The sequence below is a fragment of the Nocardiopsis sp. NPDC055551 genome, assembly GCF_053619415.1.
This window is the reverse complement of sequence record NZ_JBSHJJ010000010.1, coordinates 240,125-263,412: the sequence shown is the minus strand read 5'-3', so window position 1 is coordinate 263,412 and position 23,288 is coordinate 240,125. Positions and strand designations below refer to the sequence as shown.

The window sequence follows — 23,288 nt, the reverse complement described above, 5'->3', positions numbered from 1 at the left end:
GTACATAGCGCAGACCCTTTGGCGCGGCGCCGCGGCCGCTACCCCCTTGGGAGTCGATGGATGATCACGGTCCGCGTCTCGAAGACGGATTCCGCCGCGAGTTCTTCCCTGGGGCAGGTGCTCAGAGACCCCCGGTACACGGGCTCGGACCTCTACCTGCGGGTGGAGCCGGGCGAGTACGTCGAGCCCCAGGCGGTCGGAGTGCTACGGCGTGTGGTCGTGATGCCCACCGAAGGGGCGGGCACCGTCACGGTCACGGCGGGCAACGAGACCAACGTCTTCAACGTGCACAAGGGCGGCGACCTGGAGCTGTACGGGGTCGGCGTGCGTAGTTCATCGGACGAGTACCCGCCGCTGTACGTGCAGGAAGGGGCCCGGCTGCGCGCGGTCGACTGCGTCTTCACCTCACCGCGACGGGTGACCGTGTCCGGGGCGCACGCCGAGGTGATCGGCTGCCGATTCGAGGACAGCGGTCTGTTGTGGGACGGCAGCGAGGGCTTCGTACGCGACTGCTACTTCGCCGGCGCGGTGATCGCCGTCCAGGGGAGGTGTTCCCCGAAGATCGGCGGGACCATCTTCGCCGGGGCCCACGACGACTGGCACACCCTGTACGTGGCGGGGGCCTCCCCGGAGGTGACCGATTGCGCGCTGGTGGACGGCGGTGGCATCTACGTCCGGGATCGGGCCGCGCCCGAGTTCACCGACGTGCGGGTCACGGGCTCGCACGACTGGCCGGTCCGGGTCTACGAGCGTTCCCGTGCCGACTTCACCCGGCTGGTGGTGGAGTCGCCGCACAAGGAGGAGACGGACGCCTTCTTCGTCCATGGCGACTCCCAGAGCACCCTCCGCGACTGCGAGATCCTCGGCTCCACCCGGACCGGGCTGGCCATCGAGGGTGGTCGACTCATGGTGCGGGGCCTCAAGGTGGAGGGGGCCGCCGCCGACGCCGTCCTCATCGACGGCGCCGAGGCCACGGTGACCGACCTGCGCTGCGAGCAGGTCGGCAAGGCCGCCCTGCTGGTCGCCGATGGTGCCCGCGTGAAGGTGTCGGGGATGTCGGTGGCCGAGAGCGTCCAGGAGGGGCGTGGCGCGATCGCGGCGGTGCGTTCGCGTTTCGAGGTCGACGACCTGCGGGTGAGCCGATGGCATGGCCCGATGGCCATCGTGGTCGGTGGTACAGGGGGATTCGAGGACATCGTCGGCCACGACGTGGGGTCGGGGATCCACAGCCGTGAGGACGCCACGGTCACCGTGCGCGGCATGGTGCTGCGCGATGCCCGTGAGGACGGCCTCAACATCCTCGACGGCACCGAGGTGCGTCTGGTCGACGCCGACCTCTCCGAATGCGGGGAGGACGGCGTCTACGCGCAGGGTGGCTACGTCACGGTCCGCTCCTCCACGTTCTCGGGCAGCGGAGAGCGTGGTGTGCGTGTGGGTGAGGGCGCCGTGGTGGCCCTGGAGGACACCGCGATCAGGGACGGTCGGGGCGACGGTCTCATGGTGGAGGACGGTGGGCGGGTACGGCTGGTGCGCTGCACCGTGTCCGGCAACGACGACGAGGGTCTGTGGGCCGCCGCCGGCGCTTCGGTCTACCTGGAGGACAGCACCTTCAGCGACAACCGTGGGGGCGACGGCGAACGTGTGGTCGCCCGGGGCGGGGGTTCCTCCGGTCGTTCCGTCGGCGGGAACGGGGACGGGTCGGTACGGGACCGCGAACGCTCGCTGGACTCACTGCTCACCGAACTGAACGCGCTGGTCGGACAGGAACGGGTCAAACGGCAGGTCCGGGCCCTGGTCGACCTGCAACGGGTGAGCGCCGAACGGGTCGCGGCGGGGCTGCCCGGGTTGAACGTGGGCCGCCACCTGGTGTTGGCCGGACCGCCCGGGATCGGGAAGACGACCGTGGCCCGGCTGTACGGGCAGATCCTGAGGTCGTTGGGCGAGTCCGAACGTGGACGGTTCATCGAGGTGGCCCGGCCGGACCTGGTGGCCGAATACCAGGGAGGCACCCGGGACAGGGTGGCCGAGGCCGTGGAGCGGGCCCGCGGCGGGGTGCTGTTCGTCGACGGGGCGCACGCCCTGTTCGGTGAGTCCGGAACACCGGATGTGCACGGTCGAGAGGTGATCGACACCCTGGTCGCGCTGATGGAGGCGCCGGGCGAGGAATTCGTGTTGGTCCTGGCGGGGCACTCCGATCGGCTTCGGTCCCTGCTCGACGCCTCCCCCGGGCTGCGCGCGCGGGTGGCGCGGACCGTCGAGTTCGAGGAGTACTCACCCGAGCAACTGGCCGGGATCTTCGCCGGGGAGGCCGCTGAGCGCGGCTACGACCTGGGGGAGGGGGTGCATGACCTGTTGGTCGGTCACTTCCAACGCCGGGTCCGGGGCGTGGCCTTCGACAACGGGCGCGAGGTCCGCAGGGTGCTCGGTGGTGCGGTCCGGACCCAGTCCGAGCGGATCGTCGAGGGTGGTTACACGACCGTGGACGACCTCACCCGGCTCCTGTCCGAGGACCTGGAGGGGGTGACCGACCCCGTCGCGACCGATCCCGATCGGCGGATGGGCGGCCAGGTCACCGCGTTGATGGCCCGGCTGGACTCCCTGGCGGGCCGTGGTGAGGTCAAGGAGGCACTGGCCCGCCAACTGTCGAGCCTGCTGACATCACCCCGACGTGGTGGAGAGGAGGGGGAGGACCGGCGCTCACGCCACCTGGTGTTCTCCGGCCGGACCGGGACCGGGCGTTCCACCGTGGCCGGTCTGTACGGTGAACTCCTCGCCGCCCTGGGGCTGGCCGCGCGCGGACATTCGGTACGGCTGCGGGCCGAGGACCTGGTGGATCGGGGGCGCCCCTCCAAGGAGGCGCTGGCGGCCTTCGAACGAGCACGAGGCGGGGTGCTGTCGGTTCTCCTGCCGGAATCGGGAGGTTCCGGGGGAACCGGACTCGGTCAGGAGACGGCCGACGTCCTCGGCGGTCTGATGCGGACCCACCACGACGACGTCGCGGTGGTCCTGACCGGCGATCCCGAGTCGGTGGCGTCCCTGATGCGGGCCGGTCTTCGCCTGGCGGAGCGGTTCGCCGGACTGGTGGAGTTCGCGCCCTACAAGACCGACGAACTGGTGGAGGTCTTCGCGGCGATGGCCGAGGAGACCGGTCTGCGGTTGCCGAAACGGACCCGAGAGGCGCTGGCGGACCTGATCGGAGCGCCGACGGACGGGTTCGCCGAACGCGGCGGGATCGAGGTCCGCGCGCTCTTCGAGGAGTGTGTGGCGCGCCAGACGCGGCGGATCGAGGCCGCGGCCCACGGGGGCGAGATCCCCGAGGTGGCCGAACTCCAGACCCTGCTTCCCGAGGACCTGCCGCAGGGTTGGGGGAGCGGCGACTGACGCTCTGGACCGCTCCCGGCCTCTTGGTCCAATGATTACTCCGTGTGTGTCGGCGTTGAGCCTGCCGTGTCCGAAGTGTGGGTAGGTGGGCGATATGAGTCTGATGTTCATGTTGTTCGCCCTGATGGGCGCGGTGGTGGTTCTGGGCGTCGGATCCTACGTCCTACGAGGGGTGCTCGCCCGGATGGAGACGCGCCACGCGCTTCCCGAGCCGGAACCCCCGCCGCGAGCCGGCCCCAAGGAGGTCGTGGGCGGTTACGTTCCGGCGCAGCGTGATCCCGACGAGCTGCCCGCGGGGCTGCGCGCACGGGTACGCAACCTGATGGTCCTGGGGCATACCGACGAGGCGCTCGGTCTGGTCGCCTCGCACCTGGGCGGTGACCAGGCGCGCGCCCGCCGGGTGCTGCGACGTCTGGACGGGGGAGGGCGCCCGGCGCTGGAATCCTGAGGCGGTCGTCGGAGCGGTCAGATGTCCGGTCGGCTTTGCCAACGGGCCCAGACGGCGGTGGCGACGAAGAGGACGCCGCCGAGCAGTGCGAGCCAGAACAGGCCTTCGATCAGAGTGCCGACGATGGCGAGGATCAACCAGATCGCGAGCAGGGCGAGGACGAAGTACACCATGGGGCTCCCTGTGCGGTCATGTGGTCCGATGATCACCTACCCCACCGGTCGAGGACTGAAGCGCCGCCGCCGTGACCTGTGAGGACGGTGCCCCGTGGTGTCCGTTACGTCGCGTTGCCCCTGTGATCGGTGTGTGCGGTTGCCGACTTCTGGGGAAGGGAGGGTCATGAGTCTGGAAGAGGCATCACGTCAGCTGGAAGCCGCGATCCATGATGCGCGAGTGGCCTTCGACTGCATCCTCCTTGAGGAGTTGGACCGCGCGCACACCAACGCCATCACCGCCAGAGCGGCGGTGGACGCGGCGGAGCAGGCCATTCGGGTGGAGTTCGAACGCCGCCAGGCCGAGAAGGACGACAAGACGGACAAGGCCGGTTCGGGGTCCACGGAGAAGAAACCGGACTAGGGAATCGGACCGATTCACCCGGAGGTTATCGAACATACTTTCGAACAATGGGTATGCTGGGGGGCATGCCCGATCAGTCCCTGACGCCGGACTGGCCCGTGAGTGTGCACCCACCCGGGTCGGACTCCTTCGAGCAGACGGCCCTGGAGTGGTTGTTCGACCACGTGCCCGCCGACTACCGGTTGCACGGAGTCCTGCGCCGCCATCCCGTCGCTCTCTCCCGCCTGGCCCGCCAGTACGTCTCGGCGACGTTGGAGGCGGCCAGGGAGGGATATCGAACGGCCCGGGTGGACCTGCGCGGCCACCTGCCCCCGCACGCTCTCGACCAGGTCATGAGCGCCTACCTCGCCGAGGGTCGGCGCACGGCCGGGCTCCTCCGCTCCGTCGAGGCCGTGGACGAGGCCCTGCGCGCGGCCGGAACCGGGCGTTCCGATGGCGACTGAGGCGACCCCACGCCGTCCGAACCCCGGTTCAGGCGGTGACCCGTACCAGGATCGCGACCTCCTCACCGGTGTTCACCAGGTGCCGGCCTCCCCGCGTGCCACCGCCCACCACACGGGCCCGGCCCGAGGTCAGTTCCGCCGCCGACAGCATCTGACCGTCGGTGTCGGAGGTGATCAGGTGGGCGCGTCCGCTGACCAGGTACAGCGCCTCCAGGGTGTGCGCATTCTCGGCGCGCGGAGAGGGCCCGGCGATGAAGCCGTTGGGCTCCAGGGCCACGGACGTGACCCGGAAGCGCCCACGGACCAGGCGGCGGACGCTGCGCGGGGCGGGCTGCCAGCTCCCTCGGCGGGTCGGCCAGAGGGTCGGGCGCAGCGCGGTCGCGGCGTCCCTGGCGGCGACGACCACCTGTCCGAGAGTGGGCAGGCGGCGAGCGCCCAGGTGGGCGTAGCCGGAGGCGCGTCCGGCGTCCACGACGTCGCCGATCCCGTCCAGGGACACGGTCGCGTTGCGTTGTCGGGGGGCGTGCTCGGTCGGAACGCGAGGGGCGGTGGCCGGCGCGGAGGTCTGCTGCGGCATCGTGAGAGGATCCTTCACGTGTGCGTGATCACCGGTGTGGTGGGCGATCACGGGAAAGTCGTCATGGGGCCCGGGAGGTCCCGGAACGGTGGGGTCGATGCCTCCGAACGCGCGTTCGGAGAGGAAGATCACCCAAGCGAAGACCCGTCACGGCCGTCTCACGTCGAAGGACGGGGGCCGATCACGGGCCGGTCGTGCGGGGTCGGTGGAATCCGTCCCCTCGACTGCGACTCAGTGACGACAACACGGACACGCCGCACAAGCCTGCAGGCAGGAGGCCCCGTTGGGGGCCGTACGAGCCGAGGCGACGGTGCGGGTGCGCGGATACATGGCAGTAAGGAGATCAGCAAAGCCGGTGGTGAGTCAAGCGGACACCGGAAGACGAGCGCGTCGAACCGCTCACGCCGGAGACGTACCGGGCATGTTGCGGGTGGCGTCCCGTGGTGGTGACATGTGGAGCCCGGGAGAACGGCGTTCTCGCCGCTTCGGGCCCCACCTCCCAGAACAGCCGTAGTGACAGGAGTGGCAGTGCAGCCGTCCGTTCCCAGAGGGCAGCCTTGAACCCCGAGGCGCAGGGACTGTGGGCGCGTGTACTGGTACGGGCCGTCGTCGTGGCCGCCACCGGGGTGATGGCGCTGGGTTTCCTCGGCGTGGAGGCGGCACTGCTCATCTGCTTCCTGTGCGTGCTCACCTACGTGCTCCTGTGGCTGCGGGCCAGGTACGGGAGCTTCCTCTTCGCGGGGGGCGAGAGACCGTCGCCGGAACCGGACTCCGAATCGGAACCGGGAGACGGGGAGGAACCGGGTGGCCCGGACGGCGCCGGCGGCCCTCCGAACCCCCGAAGACCCATCGACGACGCCTGAGACCCCCACCGAGGTCGGACTTCGCGCGGTTTCCCGAGCTCCGCGCCATGGGCCGGATTCGAGGGAAGGCCGCCGTGTCTTTCCACGAACCGGAGAGCGCCGAGCGGCGCGCGGCGTAGATTCTAGGTCTATGACGGACCAGGACCTTCTGTACGACCTGCGTTCCGGTCGCGCGTGCCCGGCCGGCGTCTACGCTCGTCTCCTCGACGCCTACGGGGAGGAGTTGTACCGGTACTGCGTCCTGGTCCTACGCGATCGGGACACCGCGCACGTCGTGCTGCGGGACACCCTGATCGTGGCCAGGGCGCACAGCGTCCGCCTACGGGACTCCGCGCGGTTGGGGGAGTGGCTGCACGCGTTGGCCGAGGTGGAGTGCGGCCGCCACCGTGCCTGCGGGGCGGGTGGGGAGAGGATCGCTCGTCCGACCCTCGCGGGGCCCCACGGTCTGGTCCGGGTCCGTGTGCTCAACGGTCTGACCCGCCCCGAACTCGACGGATACCGGTCCCACGTCGCGGTCCGCGCCGACCAGTTCGGTCATGACGGCTTCCCCCTTCGACAGGGGGCGCGCAACAGCCTGCGCGGAGTGGTGTTCTCGATCCCCACGCCACAGGCGCTGATGCTGCTGGGCGTGTTGCTCCTGCTCCTGCTCCTGCCGCTGGGGACCGACTGAGGAACGAGGAACAGGGTTCCCCGGACACGAGCAGGCCCGGTGAGTCCACCTCACCGGGCCAGATCAGGTGCCGAGACGTGCGTCGGTCACTTGCCCTCGTTGGTGATGTGCGAGGAGTCCCCGTGCACACCGGCCTCTTCGGCGCGCTTCACCGACGCGATGATCTCCTGCTCGGCCTCGTGGCGGCCGACCCAGCTGGCGCCCTCGACGGACTTGCCCGGCTCCAGGTCCTTGTACACGGTGAAGAAGTGTTCGATTTCGAGACGCTCGAACTCGTTGACGTGGTGAATGTCACGCAGGTGCTCCTGGCGCGGGTCCGTCGCCGGGACGCACAGCAGCTTGTCGTCACCACCGGCCTCGTCGCGCATCCGGAACATGCCGATGGCGCGGGCGCGGATGAGGCAGCCGGGGAAGGTCGGGGCCTTGAGCAGGACGAGTGCGTCCAGCGGGTCACCGTCCTCACCGAGCGTTCCCTCTACGAAGCCGTAGTCGGCGGGGTAGGTGGTGGAGGTGAACAGCATGCGGTCGAGACGGATACGACCGGTCTCGTGGTCCACCTCGTACTTGTTGCGCTCCCCCTTGGGGATCTCGATCGTAACGTCGAATTCCATGCTGATCTCGGCTCCCAATGCGACTAATGTCGCCGTATAACAACAACGTCAGACCGCGACACCGAAGGAAGGGCAGGTGCCCCGGGTGCGACGGGTACGAGGCGAGGCGATCCTCGCGCTGGCCCTGCTCAACATATTCGTGCTGATCACCGGGTTCGTCGCCTTGGACGTGATCGAGGCACGACCGCTGCCGGCGGTGCCCAACCCCGTCACGCACGCCGACGGCGTGGCGGCGGTTGCACCCGCGGCTCCGACTCCGGTGGACCCGGAACGGGTCGCGGACGTTCTTGATGATCCCATGTCGTCGTCCGGGCTCGAGGAGGGCCTCTCCGGTTACGTGGTCGACGGATTGACCGGGGAGACACTCTTCGAACGGGACGCCGACGCCGCGGTGACCCCGGCGTCGACGACGAAGATCGCCACGGCCGTCACCGTCCTGGACACCGTCGGCCCCGACCACGTTCTACGGACCGAGGCATACCTCGATCCCGCGGAGAACCGTGTGGTGCTCCGTGGTGGGGGCGACGCGACCTTGACCGTGACCGCCGACTCCGCAGCCTACCCACAGGTAGCGACCCTGGAGGAGCTCGCATCCGACACCGCCGACTCCCTCGCCGAGCAGGGCGTGGACACCGTGAAGATCGGCTATGACGACTCTCTCTTCACCGGCTCGGACACCGGGCCGGGGTGGAAGCCCAACTACGTGACCGAGGGCAGCACCGCCACCATCCACGCGTTGCTGGTCGACCAGGGCAGGGTCGAACCGGACGTGTCCACCCGTGTGCCCGATCCACCTCGGGCCGCCGCCGAGGCATTCGCCGACCAACTGGAGCGGGCCGGGCTCACCGTCGAGGGCGACCCGAGGGAGGCCGAATCCGTCGGCGAACCGGTGGCCTCGGTGGACTCCGCTCCGGTGAGTTCCCTCGTCGAGTTCATGATGTTGGCCAGCGACAACAACATGGCCGAGGCCCTGGGCCGCGTGGCCGCCCTGGAGTCGGGGGCGGAGGCGAGCTTCACCGGTGCTTCCGAGACCACTCACCGTGTCATGGACGACCTCGGTATCGACGGGGTCGACCTGGCGGACAACAGCGGTCTGAGCACCGAGAACCGCATCACCCCGCGGGCCCTCGTCCAGCTGCTCAAAGCAGCCGGCGAGCACCCCGAACTCAACGCGACCCTCACGGGGCTGCCCACCGCGCACTCCACCGGCACGCTCGCCGGTCGCTACTCCGAGTACTCCACCTCGCACCACGCGGCCGGCATGGTCCGGGGCAAGACCGGGACGCTCGACGGCGTCAGCACACTCGCCGGCACCATCCACGACCAGGAGGGCAACGCGTTCGTGTTCGCCTTCATGGCCAACGACGAGGCCGCCACCGGGCCGGCCTTGGACACCCTCGCCGCCGCCCTCGCCGAGTGCGGCTGTTCGTGAGGTCGTCGGCGGGCCCCAGGGTGGGATCCACCGTGGGGCCCGCCCGCTGATGGGCGATTCGCTCGGGTTCGTTTCGGCTCACCTCAGGGCGATCCCGGGGTCTGCCCTGAATTCGATCCCTGATCCCCGTGCCACCGGGCGTCCCGTGGGTAGGCTGGCGATGTGACTGTGATCGACTGGGACGTAGCCGTCAACACCGGTGTCCGCCTCGTGCGCCCTGGGCCGCAGGTGGATCTGGCCGACGCACGGCAGGCCGTCGCGCAGTTGCGCGACCTCTCCTCTGTGGCGGCCGGGCACGTGCGCGACTTCACCGGTATGAACCCCCTCGAACCCTCGGGTCCCGCGACCATCGTGGACAGACCCGGGTGGATTCGAGCCAACGTCAACGGGTTCCGGGTGGTGCTCGAACCCGTACTCGAACAGATGGGCGCCGATCGGCTGAACAAGAGCCCGGCCGGGAACCTGGCCGGCGCGGTCGGTTCACGTGTGACCGGGATGCAGCTCGGCGCCGTCCTGTCCTACCTGGCGGGGAAGGTCCTCGGCCAGTACGAGCTCTTCCTGCCACCGGACCCGAACGGCCACTCGCCGACCGGGCGACTGACCCTGGTGGCGCCCAACATCGTCAACACCGAACGCGAGTTGGACGTCGACCCTCGCGACTTCCGACTGTGGGTCTGCCTGCACGAGGAGACCCACCGGATGCAGTTCACGGCCACGCCGTGGCTGCGCGACCACGTCCAGCAGCTCATGCAGGAACTCCTGCTGTCCACGGAGATGGACGCCTCCGACCTCATCGACCGGCTCCGGCAGGCCGGTGAGGCCGTGGCCGAAGCCGTGCGGGGCGGCGAGGGGAACCTCCTCACCGCGTTCCAGACCCCGGAACAGAACGAGCTCATGGATCGGGTCACCGCGGTCATGAGCCTGGCCGAGGGGCACGGGGACTACGTGATGGACGCGGTCGGTCCCGAGGTCGTGCCCTCGGTCGAGACCATCCGGGCCCGCTTCCAGAAGCGGCGCGAGGGGGGCAACCCGCTCGACCGGATCATGCGCCAGCTCCTGGGCATGGACATGAAGATGAAGCAGTACGAGGAGGGCGCGACCTTCGTCCGACAGGTGGTCGCCCAGGTCGGCATGACCGAGTTCAACAAGGTGTGGACCTCGCCCGAGACCCTGCCCACCATCGAGGAGATCCGTAATCCCTCGACGTGGATCGAACGGGTCGTGCGCCCCGCCGCCATCAGCGAGTGAGCGGTCCGCCCCCCGCCGTGGCCGCCGTTCGCTCGGCGGTCCGGCGGGTGCTGTCCGCTCTGCCGGCCGACACCACCGCGCTCGCGGCCTGTAGCGGCGGAGCGGACTCGTTGGCCCTGGCCGGGGCGCTCGCCTTCGAGGCGCCTCGGATGGGGCGCGCGGCGGGCGCCGTCACCGTGGATCACGGACTCCAGGAGGGCTCGGCCGAACGGGCCGAAGGGGTCGTCAAGGTGTTGCGCGGGATCGGCCTCGACCCCGTGGACGTGGCCACCGTGCGGGTGGCCGGCTCGGGCGGTCCCGAGGCCGCCGCCAGAAGGGCCCGCTATGACGCCCTGGACACGGCCGTACGGGAGCACGCTCCCGCGGTGGTGCTGCTCGGACACACCCTCGACGACCAGGCGGAGACGGTCCTGCTCGGACTGGCCCGCGGCTCGGGGGCCCGTTCCCTGGCGGGGATGTCCGCCTCCTCCGGGGCCTACCGTCGTCCCCTGCTGGAACTGGACCGGGCCACGGTCCGTGCGGCGTGCCGGCTCATGGACCTGAGCCCTTGGGAGGACCCGCACAACCACGACCCGCGGTTCGCCCGATCCCGGGTACGGCATGAGGCGCTTCCCGCCCTGGAACGGACGCTCGGCCCCGGAATCACGGCGGCCCTGGCACGTACCGCGACGATGCTCCGGGCCGACGCCGACACCCTGGACGACCTCGCCGCCACGCTGTACGAACGTGCGCTGGAGGCGGCCTCCGGTGCGGAGGGCCTGGCCGTCGGACCGCTGGAGGAGGCCGACACCTCACTGCGTACCCGCGTGCTGCGCCGTGCCGCGCTCGACGCCGGCTGTCCGGCCACCGATCTCACCGCCCGCCACGTCCGCGAGCTCGAACGGTTGATCACGGAGTGGCGTGGCCAGGCCCACATCGACCTGCCCGGTGGCGTTCGTGGCCGCCGCACGGCCGGTCGCATCCACTTCGTTCACTGAAGTCGGCCCGTCGCGGGCGGTGACCCTGCCCTCTTGTGTCGCGGTCCGGCGCTGTCGCCACGTTCGGCACGTTTATCCTGGTTGCCGCAAACGGGGAATCCAGCAGCGAGGACAGTGAGCGTGGACGCTAAGGACATGGGCCAAGACCTGGAGAAGGTTCTGGTCACCGAGGAAGAGATCAATGCGCGTCTGGCCGAGCTGGGCGCGCGGATCGACGCGGACTACGCGGGCCGGGACCTGCTGATCGTCGGTGTGCTCAAGGGTGCCGTCATGGTCATGGCCGACCTGGCCCGAGTACTGCACACCTCGGTCTCGATGGACTGGATGGCGGTGTCCTCCTACGGAGCGGGCACCACGTCCTCGGGTGTGGTGCGCATCCTCAAGGACCTGGAGACCGACATCAAGGACCGTGACGTCCTGATCGTCGAGGACGTCATCGACTCCGGGCTGACCCTCTCCTGGCTGGTGGGCAACCTGCGTTCGCGCGGCCCGAAGTCGGTCGAGGTCTGCACCATGGTCCGCAAGCCGCTGGCCTTCGACGTCGACCTCGACGTCAAGTACATCGGTTTCGACCTGCCCAACGAGTTCATCGTCGGTTACGGACTGGACTACGCGGAGAAGTACCGGAACCTTCCGTTCATCGGCACCCTCGCTCCGCACGTCTACGAGAACTAGCCCGATCCCCGCCCGCGCGACCGTGTCATGGCCCACGCGGGCGGGGCTCGGGAACAACGGAACGGGTCGTCGTCGTTGCTTTCATGACGGCTCGCGTCCGGCCTCAGCGGTGTGCCCGCCCGGCGCGGCGAGGTGTACCGTCGAATATCCCGGCGTCAGCGCGGGGAGCACGTGTCCGATAGGTCCTGCTCCGGACAGTCCTCTGGGGCGGGCGGCCTGGTCTGGAGGGACGGACCCGACAGGGTTCCGCTCACATGAATCTGAAGCGTATTTTCCGCGGCCCGTGGATTTGGATCCTGGTCGTCGCCCTCATGCTCGTCATCGGCTTCCGCGTGTTCGACGTCGGTGGAGGCCCACAGCCGGAGGAAGCCGACATCTCCGAGGTCTACCGGCTCATCGAGCAGGACGAGGTCGAGGATGCCGAGATCGTCGATCGTGATCAGCGCATCGAGCTGACCACCGTCGACGGCGAGATCCTTGAGGCCTACTGGGTCGAAGGCCAGGGCATGGAACTGGCCACCCTGCTCCAGGAGTCGAGCCAGAACCCGGACGGCGCGCTGAAGGACTACAAGGTCTCCGTCGCCACCACCCCGGTCTGGACGACCGCGCTGTTCAGCCTCCTGCCGCTGATCATCATCATCGTCATCTTCTGGTTCATCTTCAGCCAGATGCAGGGCGGCGGCTCCCGCGTGATGAACTTCGGCAAGTCCAAGGCCAAGCTCATCACCAAGGACACGCCCAAGAACACCTTCGACGACGTCGCCGGGGCCGACGAGGCCATCGAGGAACTCCACGAGATCAAGGAGTTCCTGCAGAGCCCGGAGAAGTTCCAGTCGATGGGCGCCAAGATCCCCAAGGGCGTCCTGCTCATGGGTCCGCCCGGTACCGGTAAGACGCTGCTGGCCCGAGCCGTCGCCGGTGAGGCCGGGGTGCCGTTCTACTCCATCTCCGGTTCGGACTTCGTCGAGATGTTCGTCGGCGTCGGCGCCTCCCGCGTGCGGGACCTGTTCGAGCAGGCCAAGGCGAACGCGCCCGCGATCATCTTCATCGACGAGATCGACGCCGTCGGCCGCCACCGCGGCGCCGGTATGGGCGGCGGTCACGACGAGCGCGAGCAGACCCTCAACCAGATGCTGGTCGAGATGGACGGCTTCGACGTCAAGGGCGGCGTCATCCTCATCGCCGCCACCAACCGGCCCGACATCCTCGACCCGGCGCTGCTGCGTCCGGGCCGCTTCGACCGCCAGGTCGTCGTGGACCGTCCCGACCTGGACGGCCGTCGCGACATCCTTGAGGTGCACTCCAAGGGCAAGCCGATGGCCGACGACGTCGACTTCGCGGTCATCGCCCGCCAGACCGCCGGGATGACCGGTGCCGACCTGGCCAACGTCATCAACGAGGGCGCCCTGCTGTCCGCGCGCGCGGACAAGAAGGTCATCACCCACGCGATCCTGGAGGAGGCCATCGAACGTGTGATGGCCGGCCCCGAGCGCAAGTCCCGGGTGATGTCGGACCGTGAGAAGAAGGTCATCGCCTACCACGAGGGCGGTCACGCCCTGGTCGGGCACGCGCTGCCCAACGCCGACCCGGTGCACAAGATCACGATCCTGCCGCGCGGTCGCGCCCTCGGTTACACCATGTCGGTGCCGACCGAGGACAAGTTCCTCACCTCGCGTTCACAGATGATGGACCAGCTGGCCATGATGCTCGGTGGTCGCGCCGCCGAGGAACTCGTCTTCCACGAGCCCACCACCGGCGCGAGCAACGACATCGACAAGGCCACCGACCTGGCCCGCAACATGGTCACCGAGTACGGCATGAGCGAGCGCCTGGGCGCCCGCAAGTTCGGTTCCGCCAACAGCGAGCCGTTCCTGGGCCGCGAGATGTCGCACGCCCGCGAGTACTCCGAGGAGATCGCCTCCATCATCGACGAGGAGGTGCGTCGCCTCATCGAATCGGCGCACGATGAGGCCTACGAGGTCCTCGTCGAATACCGGGACGTTCTCGACGACCTGGTCCTGCAGCTGTTGGAGCGGGAGACGCTCACCAAGGACGAGGTGTTGGCGGTCTTCGCCCCCGTCCGTAAGCGTCCCTCGCGCGGTTCCTACACCGGCTACGGCAAACGTCAGCCCTCCAACCGGCCGCCGGTGCGCTCCAAGAAGGAGATGACCCCACTCAACGGCGCCGAGGTGCAGGGATCGGAGTTCAACGGTCGGCTCCCCGAGGGAGTCGGCAACGAAGGAGAACAGGCGTGAGCGACCTTCCCTCCAGACCCGTGGATCGTGAGCGGATCGCCCGCGCGGTCCGTGAGATCCTCATCGCCATCGGGGAGGACCCCGACCGTGACGGGCTCGTCAAGACCCCCGATCGTGTCGCCAGGGCCTACGAGGAGCAGTTCTCGGGTCTGGGCCAGAAGCCGGGTGACGTGCTCACCACGGTCTTCGAGGCCGACCACGAGGAGATGGTCCTGGTCAAGGACATCGAGCTCTACTCGACGTGCGAGCACCACCTCGTGCCGTTCTACGGGGTGGCCCACGTGGGTTACATACCGGGAGTGGACGGCCGCATCACCGGCCTGAGCAAGCTCGCCCGCCTCGTGGACGTCTACGCCCGCAGGCCGCAGGTGCAGGAGCGGCTGACCGGTCAGGTCTCCGACGCCATCATGGACCACCTGGACCCGCGCGGCGTGATCGTGGTGGTCGAGGCGGAACACCTGTGCATGACCATGCGCGGGGTGCGCAAACCCGGTGCCAAGACGGTCACCTCCGCGGTGCGAGGGATATTCCGCAGCAGCGACCGTACTCGGTCCGAGGCCATGAGTCTCATCCTCGACCGGGGCTGAGACCGGGACCGAACCGTCCCGAGGGCCGGTCGCGACGAGTCGGCGTCGGGTCGGCCTGTGCGGCCGGTCCGGGGCGACCCGGAGAACACCTTCACAGGGGCCGGGGGCGGTGTGCCCCCGGCCCCTACGCGTACGCGTAGGGTGAAACGCATGGCGCCGAAACACACACTTCCAGGACTGCCCGACCGCGGGCGGTGCCTGGTCATGGGGGTCGTCAACGTCACCCCCGACTCCTTCTCCGACGGCGGATCCTGGTTCGATCCCGAACGCGCGATCGAACACGGTCTGCGGCTGGTCGAAGAGGGAGCCGACATCATCGACGTGGGCGGTGAGTCCACCCGGCCCGGCGCCCAACGTGTGGGCGCCGCCGAGGAACTGCGCCGCGTCGAACCGGTCGTGCGGGAACTCGCCTCCCGCGGGATCGCGGTCAGCGTCGACACCATGCGGGCCGAGGTGGCCGAGCGCGCGGTCGAGGCCGGCGCGGTCCTGGTCAACGACGTCAGCGGTGGGTTGGCCGACCCCGAGATGGCACGACTGGTCGCATCTTCCGGTGTCGCCTACGTGTTGATGCACTGGCGTGGGCATAGTCATGACATGCAGAGCCGTGCCGTGTACACGGATGTCGTCCAGGAGGTCCTCGATGAGCTCCGCGACCGTATGGAGGCCATGATCAGTGCAGGAGTCGACCCCGGCCAGATCGTTCTGGACCCGGGACTGGGATTCTCCAAACGCCCCGAACAGGCGCACAACTGGGCGCTGCTCCAGCACCTCGAACGGTTCCACGAACTGGGCCGTCCGGTGCTGGTCGCCGGTTCCCGCAAACGCTTCCTGAGCCGACTGCTCGGTGACGCCAAGGGCGAGGATCGCCCCTTCGTCGACTGTGACGCGGCCACCGCCGCGGTGACGACCCTGTCCGCGGATCGGGGCGCGTGGGCGGTACGCGTACACGACGTCCGTCCCAACGCCGACGCCGTACGCGTGGCGGCCGCCTGGTCCGACGGTGGCCGTGGGCTCGACGAGGGCCGTTCCGAGCCCTTGGTCCGGGGTGGCCTGTGAAGTCCCGCCAGGAGGTCATGGAGAGCGTCGCCGAGGCCAACTCCCAGTTCTACAGCGCCATCGAGAACGGCGACATCGACCTGATGGGCGCGGTGTGGGCCGAGGAGTACGAGGCCCCGGACCTGGTGTGCGTCAACCCCGGCTGGCCGCTGCTGCGCGGTCGTACCGAGATCATGCGCGCCTGGTCCCTGATCATGGCCAACGTCACCTACATCCAGTACGTGCTCACCGAGACGCACATCGGGGTGGGCGGTGACATCGCCATGGTCACGTGTGAGGAGAACGTGCTGACGGCCGAGGACGGCAGTCCCGGGTTCGTCGCGGGCGGGCAGGTGGTCACCACCAACCTGTTCGTCGACACCGAGCAGGGGTGGCGGTTGTGGTCGCACCACGCCTCGCCGGTCCTGATGGAGGAGGACGAACCGGAGGGCGAGGACTGATGTCGGACCGCATCGCGCTCCGTGGACTGCGGGCCCGGGGCAACCACGGCGTGTTCGACTTCGAGCGTCGTGAGGGCCAGGACTTCGTGGTCGACGCCGTGCTGTACCTGGACACGAGTTCGGCCGCGGTCAGCGACGACGTCGGAGACACCGTGCACTACGGGCTGCTCGCCGACCGTCTCGTCGCGATCGTCACCGGCGAACCGGTCAACCTGATCGAGACGCTGGCCGAACGGCTCGCCGCCGAGTGCATGGTCGAGTCGCTCGTGGAGGGGGTCGAGTTGACCGTGCACAAGCCGTCGGCGCCGATCGAGCACGAGTTCGAGGACGTCTCGGTCACGGTGACCCGTGGGAAGCGGGGTGCGTGGTGACCCGTGCCGTACTCGCCCTGGGTTCCAACCTGGGGGACCGCCACGCCACCCTGCGGGGGGCCGTGGAGGCGCTGTCGTCCGGGCCGGGGGCGCCCACGCCCGTCGCGCTCTCGCCGGTCTACGAGACCGCCCCGGTGGGGGGACCCGAACAGGACGCGTACCTGAACGCCGTCCTGGTCGTCGACTTCGACGGCACCGCCCGGGAACTGCTGGAGCGCGCACAGGCGGCCGAACGCGACTTCGATCGGGTCCGAGAGGTGCGGTGGGGTCCGCGCACGCTGGACGTGGACGTGATCGCCTTCGGGGACACCGTCGACGACGATCCGGTCCTGACGTTGCCGCACCCGCGCGCCCACCTGCGCGCGTTCGTGCTGCGCCCCTGGTTGGACGCCGATCCCGCGGCGGTCGTGCCCGGCCGGGCGCCGGTGGCGACGCTGCTCGCCGACGTGGAGGACGCCGACACCACCGGGGAACAGAAGCTGACGCGACGCGACGACCTTGCCCTGCGGCTTCCGGGGGAGGCGGATCGCTGATGTCCGATGACGGCGGGGGCACGCTCTCCCCGACCGGGTGGCGTGTCCCGTCCGTCCTGGCGGCCCTCGGGGCCCTGGTGGGCCTCTTCGTCGCCAACTCGCTGTCCGGGCTGCCACTGATCCCGTGGTCGGCGATCCCGACCCTGTTGCTGCTGGCCTTCGCCGAGTCCTACACGGCGGGGCGGACCGCGCGGCGCATTCGACGCGAGCCGGGGACCGAACCCATCGAACCGCTCAGCGCCGCCCGCCTACTGGCCCTGGCCAAGGCGAGCGCCCTGTTCGCGTCGATGGCCGCGGGCTTCTTCGCGGGCATGGCCCTGTCGATCACCGAACGACTGGACCTGCCCACGCATCGCGAGGCCTTCCTGGTCTCGGTGGGCACCGCCCTGGCCGCCGGCCTGCTCCTGGCCGCCGCGCTGTACCTGGAGCACGCCTGCCGGGTCCCCGACGACGACGGCGAGGACGACACCGACGACACGCCGCGGGCCGGCTGAACATCCGTTGTTCGCTGCGCGCCTTCACCGACCCTTGCGCGCTGATGGTTGACTGAGGCCGTGGAGACCAGTGAATCGACACCCGAGACCGAGTCCGAGACGGGATCGACGAAAGTGGAGCGGCCCCTGGACGTGGCCTTCGCCGCGCCCGAGGGTCTGCTCTGGCGGCGTATCCCACCGGCGTTGGCCTGGTACCGACGGCTGGTGACCACGGCGGGATGCCTGGTCGCCGGGGTGGGTGGCGGCGTGCTGCTGTTCATGTGGGGCCGTCCGCTGTGGGCCGGGATCTGGGCCGCTCTCGCCCTGGTCGTCGCGGTCGGCATGTGGTTCCTCGCGGGTCGGTTCCAACGCTCCTGGGGCTACACCGAGGCGCCGGCCGAGTTGTATCTGACCTACGGGGTGTTCGTTCGGCAACTCGTGGTGGTGCCCTACGGCCGGATGCAGGTCGTGGACGTCACCACCGACCTGCTCGAACAGGCGTTGGGGATCGCGACGGTGCGTGTGCGCACCGCGGCGAGCACCGCGGACGCGCGGGTGGTCGGGCTCCCGTTGGCCGATGCCGTCCAGTTGCGCGACCGGCTCGCCGCGCGCAGCGAGAGTTTCTCCACGGGGTTGTAAGTGCACGGATCGCCTCAGCAGGAACCAGGGTGGGCGCCGCCGGGAGGTGGGGCGCACCGGCCGCCGCAGGGCCCTGTGCAGGGCCCGCCTCCCGGCGGCCCCTACCAAGGGCCGCCCCAGGGGCCGCCCTCGAACCCGTACCAAGGTCCGTACCCGGGGCAGCACCAAGGCGCGCGTCCACCGGGGCCCGCGCCCTATCCACCGCAGCCGGGCCCCTACCCGCGTTTCCAGGGGCCGGCCATGCCGGCGGGGCTCAGGTGGGGGCCGCCGCTACCGCCGCCGCCTCCCAAGGACGACATCACCACCGGAGTGTTCCGGGCGCACTGGATGATCATCCCGTTGCAGATCATCGCGGTGACGCTGGTGTTCGTCGCGTTGATCGGGCCGATCCTGGTGATGTTCGGGTTCGCCTGGGTGCTGTTCATGGCGCTGGCCGTGCTGTTCGGCTCCTTCGCCTACGCGTTGCCCTCCTGGTGGTACGGCACCTTCGGGCTCCGAGAGGACCACCTGGTGGTGCACACGGGGCTGGTCCTGCGCAGCGCCAGGGAGATTCCGTTGAGTCGGCTCCAGGCGGTGGACGTGGTCCAGCCGTTGCTGATGCAGGTGTTCGGGATGGCGGAACTGCGCGTCGAACTGGCCGGCGGAGACGGTAGCGCCATCCGGTTGCGCTGCCTGCCCAAGGGCGTCGCAGAGCGGATGCGGGCGGCGGTGCTCGCCCACGCGGCGGGGCTTCCCGGCCGCGCTCCGCAGGCCCCGGAGTGGCCGTTCTACCGCCTGCCCTTCCCCCTGTTGCTGGGGGCGTTGACCTTCAGGGTGCCGATCCTGGTCTCCTTCATCCTGCTGCTCATGCTGGCCACGGCGTTCGTGGTCTTCCTGGAGCCGGGTGTGTTGGGCGCGGTGGTGCCGCTCGCGTTGGGGCTGCTGCGCTACTACTGGGGCCCGCTGGCGCGGTACACGGACTTCTACGCGTCGTTGTCCTCGGACGGGCTGAGGCTGCGTTACGGCATGTTCCAGCGTCGGATGCAGACCGTTCCGCCCGGCCGGGTACAGGCGGTGCGGATCGTGGAACCGATGCTGTGGCGGGCACTCGGGGTGGCCCGGGTGGAGGCGACCGTCGCGGGATACGCGGGGGCCCGACAGGGCGACTCCGCGGACCTGCTGCCGGTGGCGCCGCGGTCCAAGGCGTTCACGTTGGTGAACGAGGTCTTCCCCGGGAGCGAGGCGGCGGTGGTGCCGCTGGTGGCCGACCGGGGGCGGTCGGCGGGCGCGGCCGGGGTGGACGAGCGGTTGTTCGTGAGCGTGCGCGGCGTGTTCTGTCGGGTCACGGAGATCGTCCCGGTGGAGCGGATGCAGACGCTGCGGCTCTCCGCCGGGCCGATCGCCCGCCTGCGAGGTCGGGTCACCGTCGACGTGGACACGCCTCCGGGGCCGGTGTCGGCGCGCGCGACCGACCGGGACGCGGTGGAGGGCCGTCGTTTCCTGGACGCCTTGGCCGAGGCCGGCAGGCGCGCACGGGTGCCCTCCGCGGGCACGGAACGGTGGGCGACCCGGGCGACCATGCACGCGGAATCCGGGCAGAGGGAGCACTCGGGCGAGGAAGTGGAGGTTTCTTCGGATGACACCCCCGAGACGTGAGTGTGGTGTGTGTCACATGAAGGGCTGTAAGTGGCTGTAGTTGTGGGTTGCATGTCCGACATGTCTGATCGCAACGGGTGATATTTCCTGGTCACGGGCCATGAAAGCTTCGGGTTTCTGGTCACGCTCGGCGGCTGAGTATGGCTAAATGGTGTCTGAACACGGGGAGTGTTCACTGTCATACACATCGTCAATGGTTTCGACCGTTTGGCGCCCCCCGCCAAACGGTCCTGACGGGAGATATTCATGCTGAAGAAGGCCTTCGCCGTTACCGCCATCACCGCCGCCGCTGCCGGCGTCCTCTTTGCCGGGTCCCCGGCCATGGCCAACAGCAACGCGTTCACCTCCGGCAACGGTGGCATCCTGAGCGGCAACCAGCTCATCGCCGACCTCGACGTGCCGGTCAACGTCTGCGGCAACTCGATCGCCATCCTGGGTGTCTCCGGCGCCAACTGCGTCGACTCCGGTGCCACCGTGAAGAACTAGTTCGGGTCACCGAACCGACCCGACTCGGGCGGGCTGAACGGCCGGAAGGCGCCTTCCGCCGAACCGCCCTCGGGTCCCTGGCTTCATCGCGTCAAGCGCCATCCCGTGACGACGGGGTGGCGCTTTTCGTGTGACCGGTACGGGCGGTCGCCCGGAGGTGGTGGAGGCCTTGGAGGGGTCGCCCGAGTCGGAGATCCTCAAGAGCCGGCGCTGTCAGCCCGTAGCCGCGATGAGTCAGGGCTTGTCGTAGACCCGCCCCGCCGAGAAACCAGGCAAGAGGACCCGGCCGCTATCCCACAGCGGTCGGGGCCTGGTGTCGTCGAGGGAGAAGATGGTCGACCGCAACCGGCGTTGTCGCCGCGCGATAACCCCGAAGTGGTGGTGACGTTGTGCGATCGGGTGCGATGCGAAGTCTGAGCCTTTGTCCGGGTGGGCCCCGGGAAGTACCGCGACCGTGGGTGACGAGCGTCGACTTTTTGTGATCAGTGCAGTTCAGGGTGTGTTTCGTGGGCGTCTTCGTAGGTAATTTCATCCCCGACGCCAACAGGCGTCGCAACACCGCGAGTCCGGGCGGCTCCCCCCGACCGGACGCCTAAGGAGACAAAGCAGTGCTGAAGAAGACGCTCGCAGTCGGTGCCGTGACCCTCGCCTCCGCCGGGATCATCCTCTCCGCCACACCGGCCGCGGCACAGGCCGGAGCCTGGACCTCCGCTTACGGCTCCGATGTCAGTGGCAACATCTCCTACATCAACGGTGTGGACAACACCAACGCCGGCTGCGGCAACTCCAACGCCGTGCTGGGCCAGTCCCTCGCCTCCTGCTACAACGCCGGGGTCATCATCCAGGACTGATCCCCGGACCCGGCCACCACGAGACGGATGGCCGGGACGGACGGAACACACGCGGGGGCGGGCGACGATGCCCGTCCCCGCTCCATGTCACCGGTCACCTCCCAGGGCCTTCCTCACCAGGGGCGGGGCGACGGTCCACCACGGGGGGAGGACTATCGTGTGCTCAGACCTCGGCGCGCCGGAAGCGAACGCGCACCGGATCAGGAGGGGACACGGAGTACATGGAGACGACACAGGGGCGTCCCGCCCGTCTGCGGGTCGGCGTCGTCGGAGCCGGACGTGTCGGCTCCGTCCTCGGCCTCGCCCTGGCCAGGGCCGGACACAAGGTCGTGGCGGCCAGTGCGGTCTCCGAGGCGTCGGTGACCCGGGCGGAGAAGCGTCTGGACGGTGCCCGCGTCCTCGAACCCGCACAGGTGGTCGAGGCCAGTGACCTGGTACTGCTCACCGTCCCCGACGACGCCCTCCCCGACCTGGTCGAGGGGCTCGCCGGAACCGGGGTCGACCTGCGCGGCAAGATCCTGGTCCACGCCAGCGGCGCCCACGGCTACAGCGTCCTCGCCCCCGCCACCATCGTCGGGGCCCTCCCCCTGGCGCTGCACCCCGCCATGACCTTCACCGGTCGCGACGAGGACATCGAAAGGCTCGCCGACTGCACCTTCGGGGTCACCGCCCCCGAACAGCTGCGTCCCATCGCCGAGGCCCTCGTCGTCGAGATGGGCGCCGAACCGGTGTGGATCGCCGAGGACAAACGCACCCTGTACCACGCGGCCCTGGCCGGCGGCGCCAACCACCTGGTCACCCTGGTCGCCGACAGCGCCTCCCTGCTCTCCGCCGCCGGGGTGCCCGAGCCCGGGCGCCTGCTCGCCCCGATGCTCTCCGCCGCCCTGGACAACGCCCTGCGCCTGGGCATCCACGGGCTCAGCGGTCCCGTCCTGCGCGGTGACGCCGGAACGGTCGCCGGCCACATCGAACAGCTGCGCGAGAACGCGCCCGAGAGCGTGGCCAGCTACGTCGAACTCGCCCGACTCACCGCGGACCGGGCCATCAACGCCGGGCTGCTCAAGCCGGAGGACGCCGCGCGGCTGCTCGATGTCCTGCGCCGCTGAGGAAGCGCACCGCCGAGCCCCGAACCACCCCGGCGCGCGAACCCCGGTCCGCGCGCCATCGTGCCCACCAGGGAGAGACCGATGACCGCCCCCACCATGCCCGCCGCAGACGGGCCCCTCGTCGTCCGAACGCCGGGCGAGCTGCGCCGTGCCCTCGACGGTCGTGGCCGTGTGGGTCTGGTCCCCACCATGGGAGCCCTCCACGGCGGCCACCGCACCCTCATGCGCCTGGCCCGGGAGAAGGCCGAGACCGTGGTGGTGAGCGTCTTCGTCAACCCCCTCCAATTCGGTCCGAACGAGGACCTGGACCGCTACCCGCGCGACCTGGCGGCCGACGTCCGAGTGTGCGCCGAGGAAGGGGTGGACGTGGTCTTCGCCCCCGAGGTCGAGACCATGTACCCCGCCGAGCAGATGGTCACCGTCGACGCCGGCGCCATGGGTGAACGGCTGGAGGGCGCCTCCAGGCCCGGGCACTTCACCGGTGTCCTGACCGTGGTCACCAAACTGTTCCAACTGGTCCGCCCACACCTCGCCGTCTTCGGGGAGAAGGACGCCCAGCAGATCGCCCTCGTCCGCCGCATGGTCGTCGACCTGAACCTCCCGGTCGAGATCGTCGGCGCCCCCACCCTGCGCGACGCCGACGGCCTGGCCTCCTCCAGCCGCAACGTCTACCTCGACGACGCACAGCGCGGCAGCGCCCTCGCGCTCTCCCGCGCCCTGCGCGCCGGGGCCGAGGCCGCCTCCGACGGGGCCGATGGCGTCCGAGAGGCCGCCCGCTCCGTCCTCGACGAGGCGGCGAAGGCGACCCCGCCGGTCGAACTCGACTACCTCGCCCTGGTGGACCCGGCGACCTTCGCCGAAGCCTCCTCGGAACACCGGGGCGCCGCCGTCCTGGCCGTCGCCGCCAGGGTCGGCCCCACCCGACTCATCGACAACGTGTCGGTGTCCCTCTAGT

Annotated in this window: 26 protein-coding genes; 23 read left to right on the top strand and 3 right to left on the bottom strand. The window is 69.7% G+C overall.

What is annotated here, in order from left to right; translation table 11 throughout:
* The first annotated feature begins 60 nt into the window (after positions 1 to 60).
* Both ACWGSK_RS19625 and ACWGSK_RS19620 read left to right on the top strand, forming a co-directional pair.
* Positions 61 to 3,381 carry a right-handed parallel beta-helix repeat-containing protein gene (locus ACWGSK_RS19625; protein ID WP_358507802.1) on the top strand — a complete coding sequence of 1,107 codons (3,321 nt, stop codon included), beginning with the start codon at positions 61 to 63 and terminating at the stop codon, positions 3,379 to 3,381.
* 94 nt (positions 3,382 to 3,475) lie between these two features.
* A complete protein-coding gene (locus ACWGSK_RS19620; RefSeq protein WP_358507800.1) occupies positions 3,476 to 3,829 on the top strand; it encodes a hypothetical protein in 354 nt (117 codons plus the stop codon).
* 17 nt (positions 3,830 to 3,846) lie between these two features.
* Here the strand turns inward: ACWGSK_RS19620 and ACWGSK_RS19615 are convergent, their stop codons facing one another.
* On the bottom strand, positions 3,847 to 4,002 hold the full coding sequence (locus ACWGSK_RS19615) for a hypothetical protein (protein WP_358507798.1): 156 nt from the start codon (positions 4,000 to 4,002) through the stop codon (positions 3,847 to 3,849).
* 166 nt (positions 4,003 to 4,168) lie between these two features.
* On the opposite strand from ACWGSK_RS19615, the gene ACWGSK_RS19610 reads away from it, so the two are divergent.
* Together ACWGSK_RS19610 and ACWGSK_RS19605 are read left to right on the top strand one after the other, a co-directional pair.
* Positions 4,169 to 4,405 carry a hypothetical protein gene (locus ACWGSK_RS19610; RefSeq protein WP_358507797.1) on the top strand — a complete coding sequence of 79 codons (237 nt, stop codon included), beginning with the start codon at positions 4,169 to 4,171 and terminating at the stop codon, positions 4,403 to 4,405.
* A gap of 53 nt (positions 4,406 to 4,458) precedes the next feature.
* Positions 4,459 to 4,848: a hypothetical protein gene (locus ACWGSK_RS19605; protein WP_358507817.1), complete on the top strand. Its 390-nt coding sequence runs from the start codon at positions 4,459 to 4,461 to the stop codon at positions 4,846 to 4,848.
* Between the two features lie 28 nt (positions 4,849 to 4,876).
* Here ACWGSK_RS19605 and ACWGSK_RS19600 read toward each other — a convergent pair whose 3' ends face one another.
* Positions 4,877 to 5,425, bottom strand: a complete 549-nt coding sequence (locus ACWGSK_RS19600) for a hypothetical protein (protein ID WP_452456381.1) — start codon at positions 5,423 to 5,425, stop codon at positions 4,877 to 4,879.
* Between the two features lie 557 nt (positions 5,426 to 5,982).
* On the opposite strand from ACWGSK_RS19600, the gene ACWGSK_RS19595 reads away from it, so the two are divergent.
* Both ACWGSK_RS19595 and ACWGSK_RS19590 read left to right on the top strand, forming a co-directional pair.
* Positions 5,983 to 6,288 (top strand): hypothetical protein, encoded by a 306-nt coding sequence (locus tag ACWGSK_RS19595; RefSeq protein WP_452456380.1) that lies wholly within the window; start codon positions 5,983 to 5,985, stop codon positions 6,286 to 6,288.
* A 130-nt stretch (positions 6,289 to 6,418) separates the two neighbouring features.
* The gene (locus ACWGSK_RS19590; protein ID WP_452456379.1) at positions 6,419 to 6,958 is read left to right on the top strand and encodes a sigma-70 family RNA polymerase sigma factor; all 540 of its coding nucleotides are present in this window, start codon (positions 6,419 to 6,421) and stop codon (positions 6,956 to 6,958) included.
* Between the two features lie 86 nt (positions 6,959 to 7,044).
* Here the strand turns inward: ACWGSK_RS19590 and ACWGSK_RS19585 are convergent, their stop codons facing one another.
* The gene (locus ACWGSK_RS19585; RefSeq protein WP_358507789.1) at positions 7,045 to 7,569 is read right to left on the bottom strand and encodes an inorganic diphosphatase; all 525 of its coding nucleotides are present in this window, start codon (positions 7,567 to 7,569) and stop codon (positions 7,045 to 7,047) included.
* Between the two features lie 76 nt (positions 7,570 to 7,645).
* Between ACWGSK_RS19585 and dacB the strand changes: the two genes are divergently transcribed.
* The 17 genes from dacB to panC all read left to right on the top strand — a co-directional run bounded on the left by dacB (position 7,646) and on the right by panC (position 23,287).
* Positions 7,646 to 9,001, top strand: a complete 1,356-nt coding sequence (dacB, locus tag ACWGSK_RS19580; RefSeq protein ID WP_452456378.1) for a D-alanyl-D-alanine carboxypeptidase/D-alanyl-D-alanine endopeptidase — start codon at positions 7,646 to 7,648, stop codon at positions 8,999 to 9,001.
* A gap of 168 nt (positions 9,002 to 9,169) precedes the next feature.
* Complete coding sequence (locus ACWGSK_RS19575) at positions 9,170 to 10,249, top strand: zinc-dependent metalloprotease (protein WP_452456397.1); 1,080 nt, start codon at positions 9,170 to 9,172, stop codon at positions 10,247 to 10,249.
* Positions 10,246 to 11,226: a tRNA lysidine(34) synthetase TilS gene (gene tilS / locus ACWGSK_RS19570; RefSeq protein WP_452456377.1), complete on the top strand. Its 981-nt coding sequence runs from the start codon at positions 10,246 to 10,248 to the stop codon at positions 11,224 to 11,226. Before ACWGSK_RS19575 ends, tilS begins: the two co-directional genes overlap by 4 nt.
* A gap of 120 nt (positions 11,227 to 11,346) precedes the next feature.
* Positions 11,347 to 11,901, top strand: coding sequence for a hypoxanthine phosphoribosyltransferase (gene hpt, locus ACWGSK_RS19565; protein ID WP_358507783.1), 555 nt, complete (start codon positions 11,347 to 11,349; stop codon positions 11,899 to 11,901).
* 254 nt (positions 11,902 to 12,155) lie between these two features.
* Positions 12,156 to 14,156: an ATP-dependent zinc metalloprotease FtsH gene (ftsH, locus tag ACWGSK_RS19560; RefSeq protein ID WP_358507781.1), complete on the top strand. Its 2,001-nt coding sequence runs from the start codon at positions 12,156 to 12,158 to the stop codon at positions 14,154 to 14,156.
* Complete coding sequence (gene folE / locus ACWGSK_RS19555) at positions 14,153 to 14,743, top strand: GTP cyclohydrolase I FolE (RefSeq protein ID WP_358507779.1); 591 nt, start codon at positions 14,153 to 14,155, stop codon at positions 14,741 to 14,743. Before ftsH ends, folE begins: the two co-directional genes overlap by 4 nt.
* Before the next feature lie 150 nt (positions 14,744 to 14,893).
* Positions 14,894 to 15,799, top strand: a complete 906-nt coding sequence (folP, locus tag ACWGSK_RS19550; RefSeq protein WP_358507777.1) for a dihydropteroate synthase — start codon at positions 14,894 to 14,896, stop codon at positions 15,797 to 15,799.
* The gene (locus ACWGSK_RS19545) at positions 15,796 to 16,239 is read left to right on the top strand and encodes a nuclear transport factor 2 family protein (protein ID WP_067606263.1); all 444 of its coding nucleotides are present in this window, start codon (positions 15,796 to 15,798) and stop codon (positions 16,237 to 16,239) included. The genes folP and ACWGSK_RS19545 overlap by 4 nt, the downstream gene beginning before the upstream one ends.
* Complete coding sequence (gene folB / locus ACWGSK_RS19540) at positions 16,239 to 16,610, top strand: dihydroneopterin aldolase (protein ID WP_358507775.1); 372 nt, start codon at positions 16,239 to 16,241, stop codon at positions 16,608 to 16,610. The genes ACWGSK_RS19545 and folB overlap by 1 nt, the downstream gene beginning before the upstream one ends.
* Entirely contained in the window at positions 16,607 to 17,143 is a 537-nt protein-coding gene (gene folK / locus ACWGSK_RS19535; RefSeq protein WP_358507773.1) for a 2-amino-4-hydroxy-6-hydroxymethyldihydropteridine diphosphokinase, read from the top strand. The genes folB and folK overlap by 4 nt, the downstream gene beginning before the upstream one ends.
* The gene (locus ACWGSK_RS19530; protein ID WP_358507772.1) at positions 17,143 to 17,637 is read left to right on the top strand and encodes a DUF3180 domain-containing protein; all 495 of its coding nucleotides are present in this window, start codon (positions 17,143 to 17,145) and stop codon (positions 17,635 to 17,637) included. Before folK ends, ACWGSK_RS19530 begins: the two co-directional genes overlap by 1 nt.
* Before the next feature lie 171 nt (positions 17,638 to 17,808).
* On the top strand, positions 17,809 to 18,255 hold the full coding sequence (locus ACWGSK_RS19525; RefSeq protein WP_358507814.1) for a PH domain-containing protein: 447 nt from the start codon (positions 17,809 to 17,811) through the stop codon (positions 18,253 to 18,255).
* A gap of 240 nt (positions 18,256 to 18,495) precedes the next feature.
* Entirely contained in the window at positions 18,496 to 19,890 is a 1,395-nt protein-coding gene (locus ACWGSK_RS19520) for a PH domain-containing protein (protein ID WP_452456376.1), read from the top strand.
* Positions 19,891 to 20,136: 246 nt separating this feature from the next.
* The gene (locus tag ACWGSK_RS19515; RefSeq protein ID WP_358507768.1) at positions 20,137 to 20,376 is read left to right on the top strand and encodes a chaplin family protein; all 240 of its coding nucleotides are present in this window, start codon (positions 20,137 to 20,139) and stop codon (positions 20,374 to 20,376) included.
* 608 nt (positions 20,377 to 20,984) lie between these two features.
* Positions 20,985 to 21,227: a hypothetical protein gene (locus tag ACWGSK_RS19510; RefSeq protein ID WP_358507766.1), complete on the top strand. Its 243-nt coding sequence runs from the start codon at positions 20,985 to 20,987 to the stop codon at positions 21,225 to 21,227.
* 221 nt (positions 21,228 to 21,448) lie between these two features.
* Positions 21,449 to 22,333: a Rossmann-like and DUF2520 domain-containing protein gene (locus ACWGSK_RS19505; protein WP_358507764.1), complete on the top strand. Its 885-nt coding sequence runs from the start codon at positions 21,449 to 21,451 to the stop codon at positions 22,331 to 22,333.
* A gap of 81 nt (positions 22,334 to 22,414) precedes the next feature.
* Entirely contained in the window at positions 22,415 to 23,287 is an 873-nt protein-coding gene (gene panC, locus ACWGSK_RS19500) for a pantoate--beta-alanine ligase (protein ID WP_358507763.1), read from the top strand.
* Position 23,288: the final 1 nt, after the last annotated feature.

What these genes read in the sequence shown, in the direction of transcription:
- ACWGSK_RS19625 (WP_358507802.1), top strand. Translation starts at nt 61, where the DNA reads ATGATCACGGTCCGCGTCTCGAAGACGGATTCCGCCGCGAGTTCTTCC.
- ACWGSK_RS19620 (WP_358507800.1), top strand. Translation starts at nt 3,476, where the DNA reads ATGAGTCTGATGTTCATGTTGTTCGCCCTGATGGGCGCGGTGGTGGTT.
- ACWGSK_RS19615 (WP_358507798.1), bottom strand. Translation starts at nt 4,002, where the DNA reads ATGGTGTACTTCGTCCTCGCCCTGCTCGCGATCTGGTTGATCCTCGCC.
- ACWGSK_RS19610 (WP_358507797.1), top strand. Translation starts at nt 4,169, where the DNA reads ATGAGTCTGGAAGAGGCATCACGTCAGCTGGAAGCCGCGATCCATGAT.
- ACWGSK_RS19605 (WP_358507817.1), top strand. Translation starts at nt 4,459, where the DNA reads ATGCTGGGGGGCATGCCCGATCAGTCCCTGACGCCGGACTGGCCCGTG.
- ACWGSK_RS19600 (WP_452456381.1), bottom strand. Translation starts at nt 5,425, where the DNA reads ATGCCGCAGCAGACCTCCGCGCCGGCCACCGCCCCTCGCGTTCCGACC.
- ACWGSK_RS19590 (WP_452456379.1), top strand. Translation starts at nt 6,419, where the DNA reads ATGACGGACCAGGACCTTCTGTACGACCTGCGTTCCGGTCGCGCGTGC.
- ACWGSK_RS19585 (WP_358507789.1), bottom strand. Translation starts at nt 7,569, where the DNA reads ATGGAATTCGACGTTACGATCGAGATCCCCAAGGGGGAGCGCAACAAG.
- ftsH (WP_358507781.1), top strand. Translation starts at nt 12,156, where the DNA reads ATGAATCTGAAGCGTATTTTCCGCGGCCCGTGGATTTGGATCCTGGTC.
- folP (WP_358507777.1), top strand. Translation starts at nt 14,894, where the DNA reads ATGGCGCCGAAACACACACTTCCAGGACTGCCCGACCGCGGGCGGTGC.
- folB (WP_358507775.1), top strand. Translation starts at nt 16,239, where the DNA reads ATGTCGGACCGCATCGCGCTCCGTGGACTGCGGGCCCGGGGCAACCAC.
- ACWGSK_RS19530 (WP_358507772.1), top strand. Translation starts at nt 17,143, where the DNA reads ATGTCCGATGACGGCGGGGGCACGCTCTCCCCGACCGGGTGGCGTGTC.
- ACWGSK_RS19520 (WP_452456376.1), top strand. Translation starts at nt 18,496, where the DNA reads ATGCCGGCGGGGCTCAGGTGGGGGCCGCCGCTACCGCCGCCGCCTCCC.
- ACWGSK_RS19515 (WP_358507768.1), top strand. Translation starts at nt 20,137, where the DNA reads ATGCTGAAGAAGGCCTTCGCCGTTACCGCCATCACCGCCGCCGCTGCC.
- ACWGSK_RS19505 (WP_358507764.1), top strand. Translation starts at nt 21,449, where the DNA reads ATGGAGACGACACAGGGGCGTCCCGCCCGTCTGCGGGTCGGCGTCGTC.
- panC (WP_358507763.1), top strand. Translation starts at nt 22,415, where the DNA reads ATGACCGCCCCCACCATGCCCGCCGCAGACGGGCCCCTCGTCGTCCGA.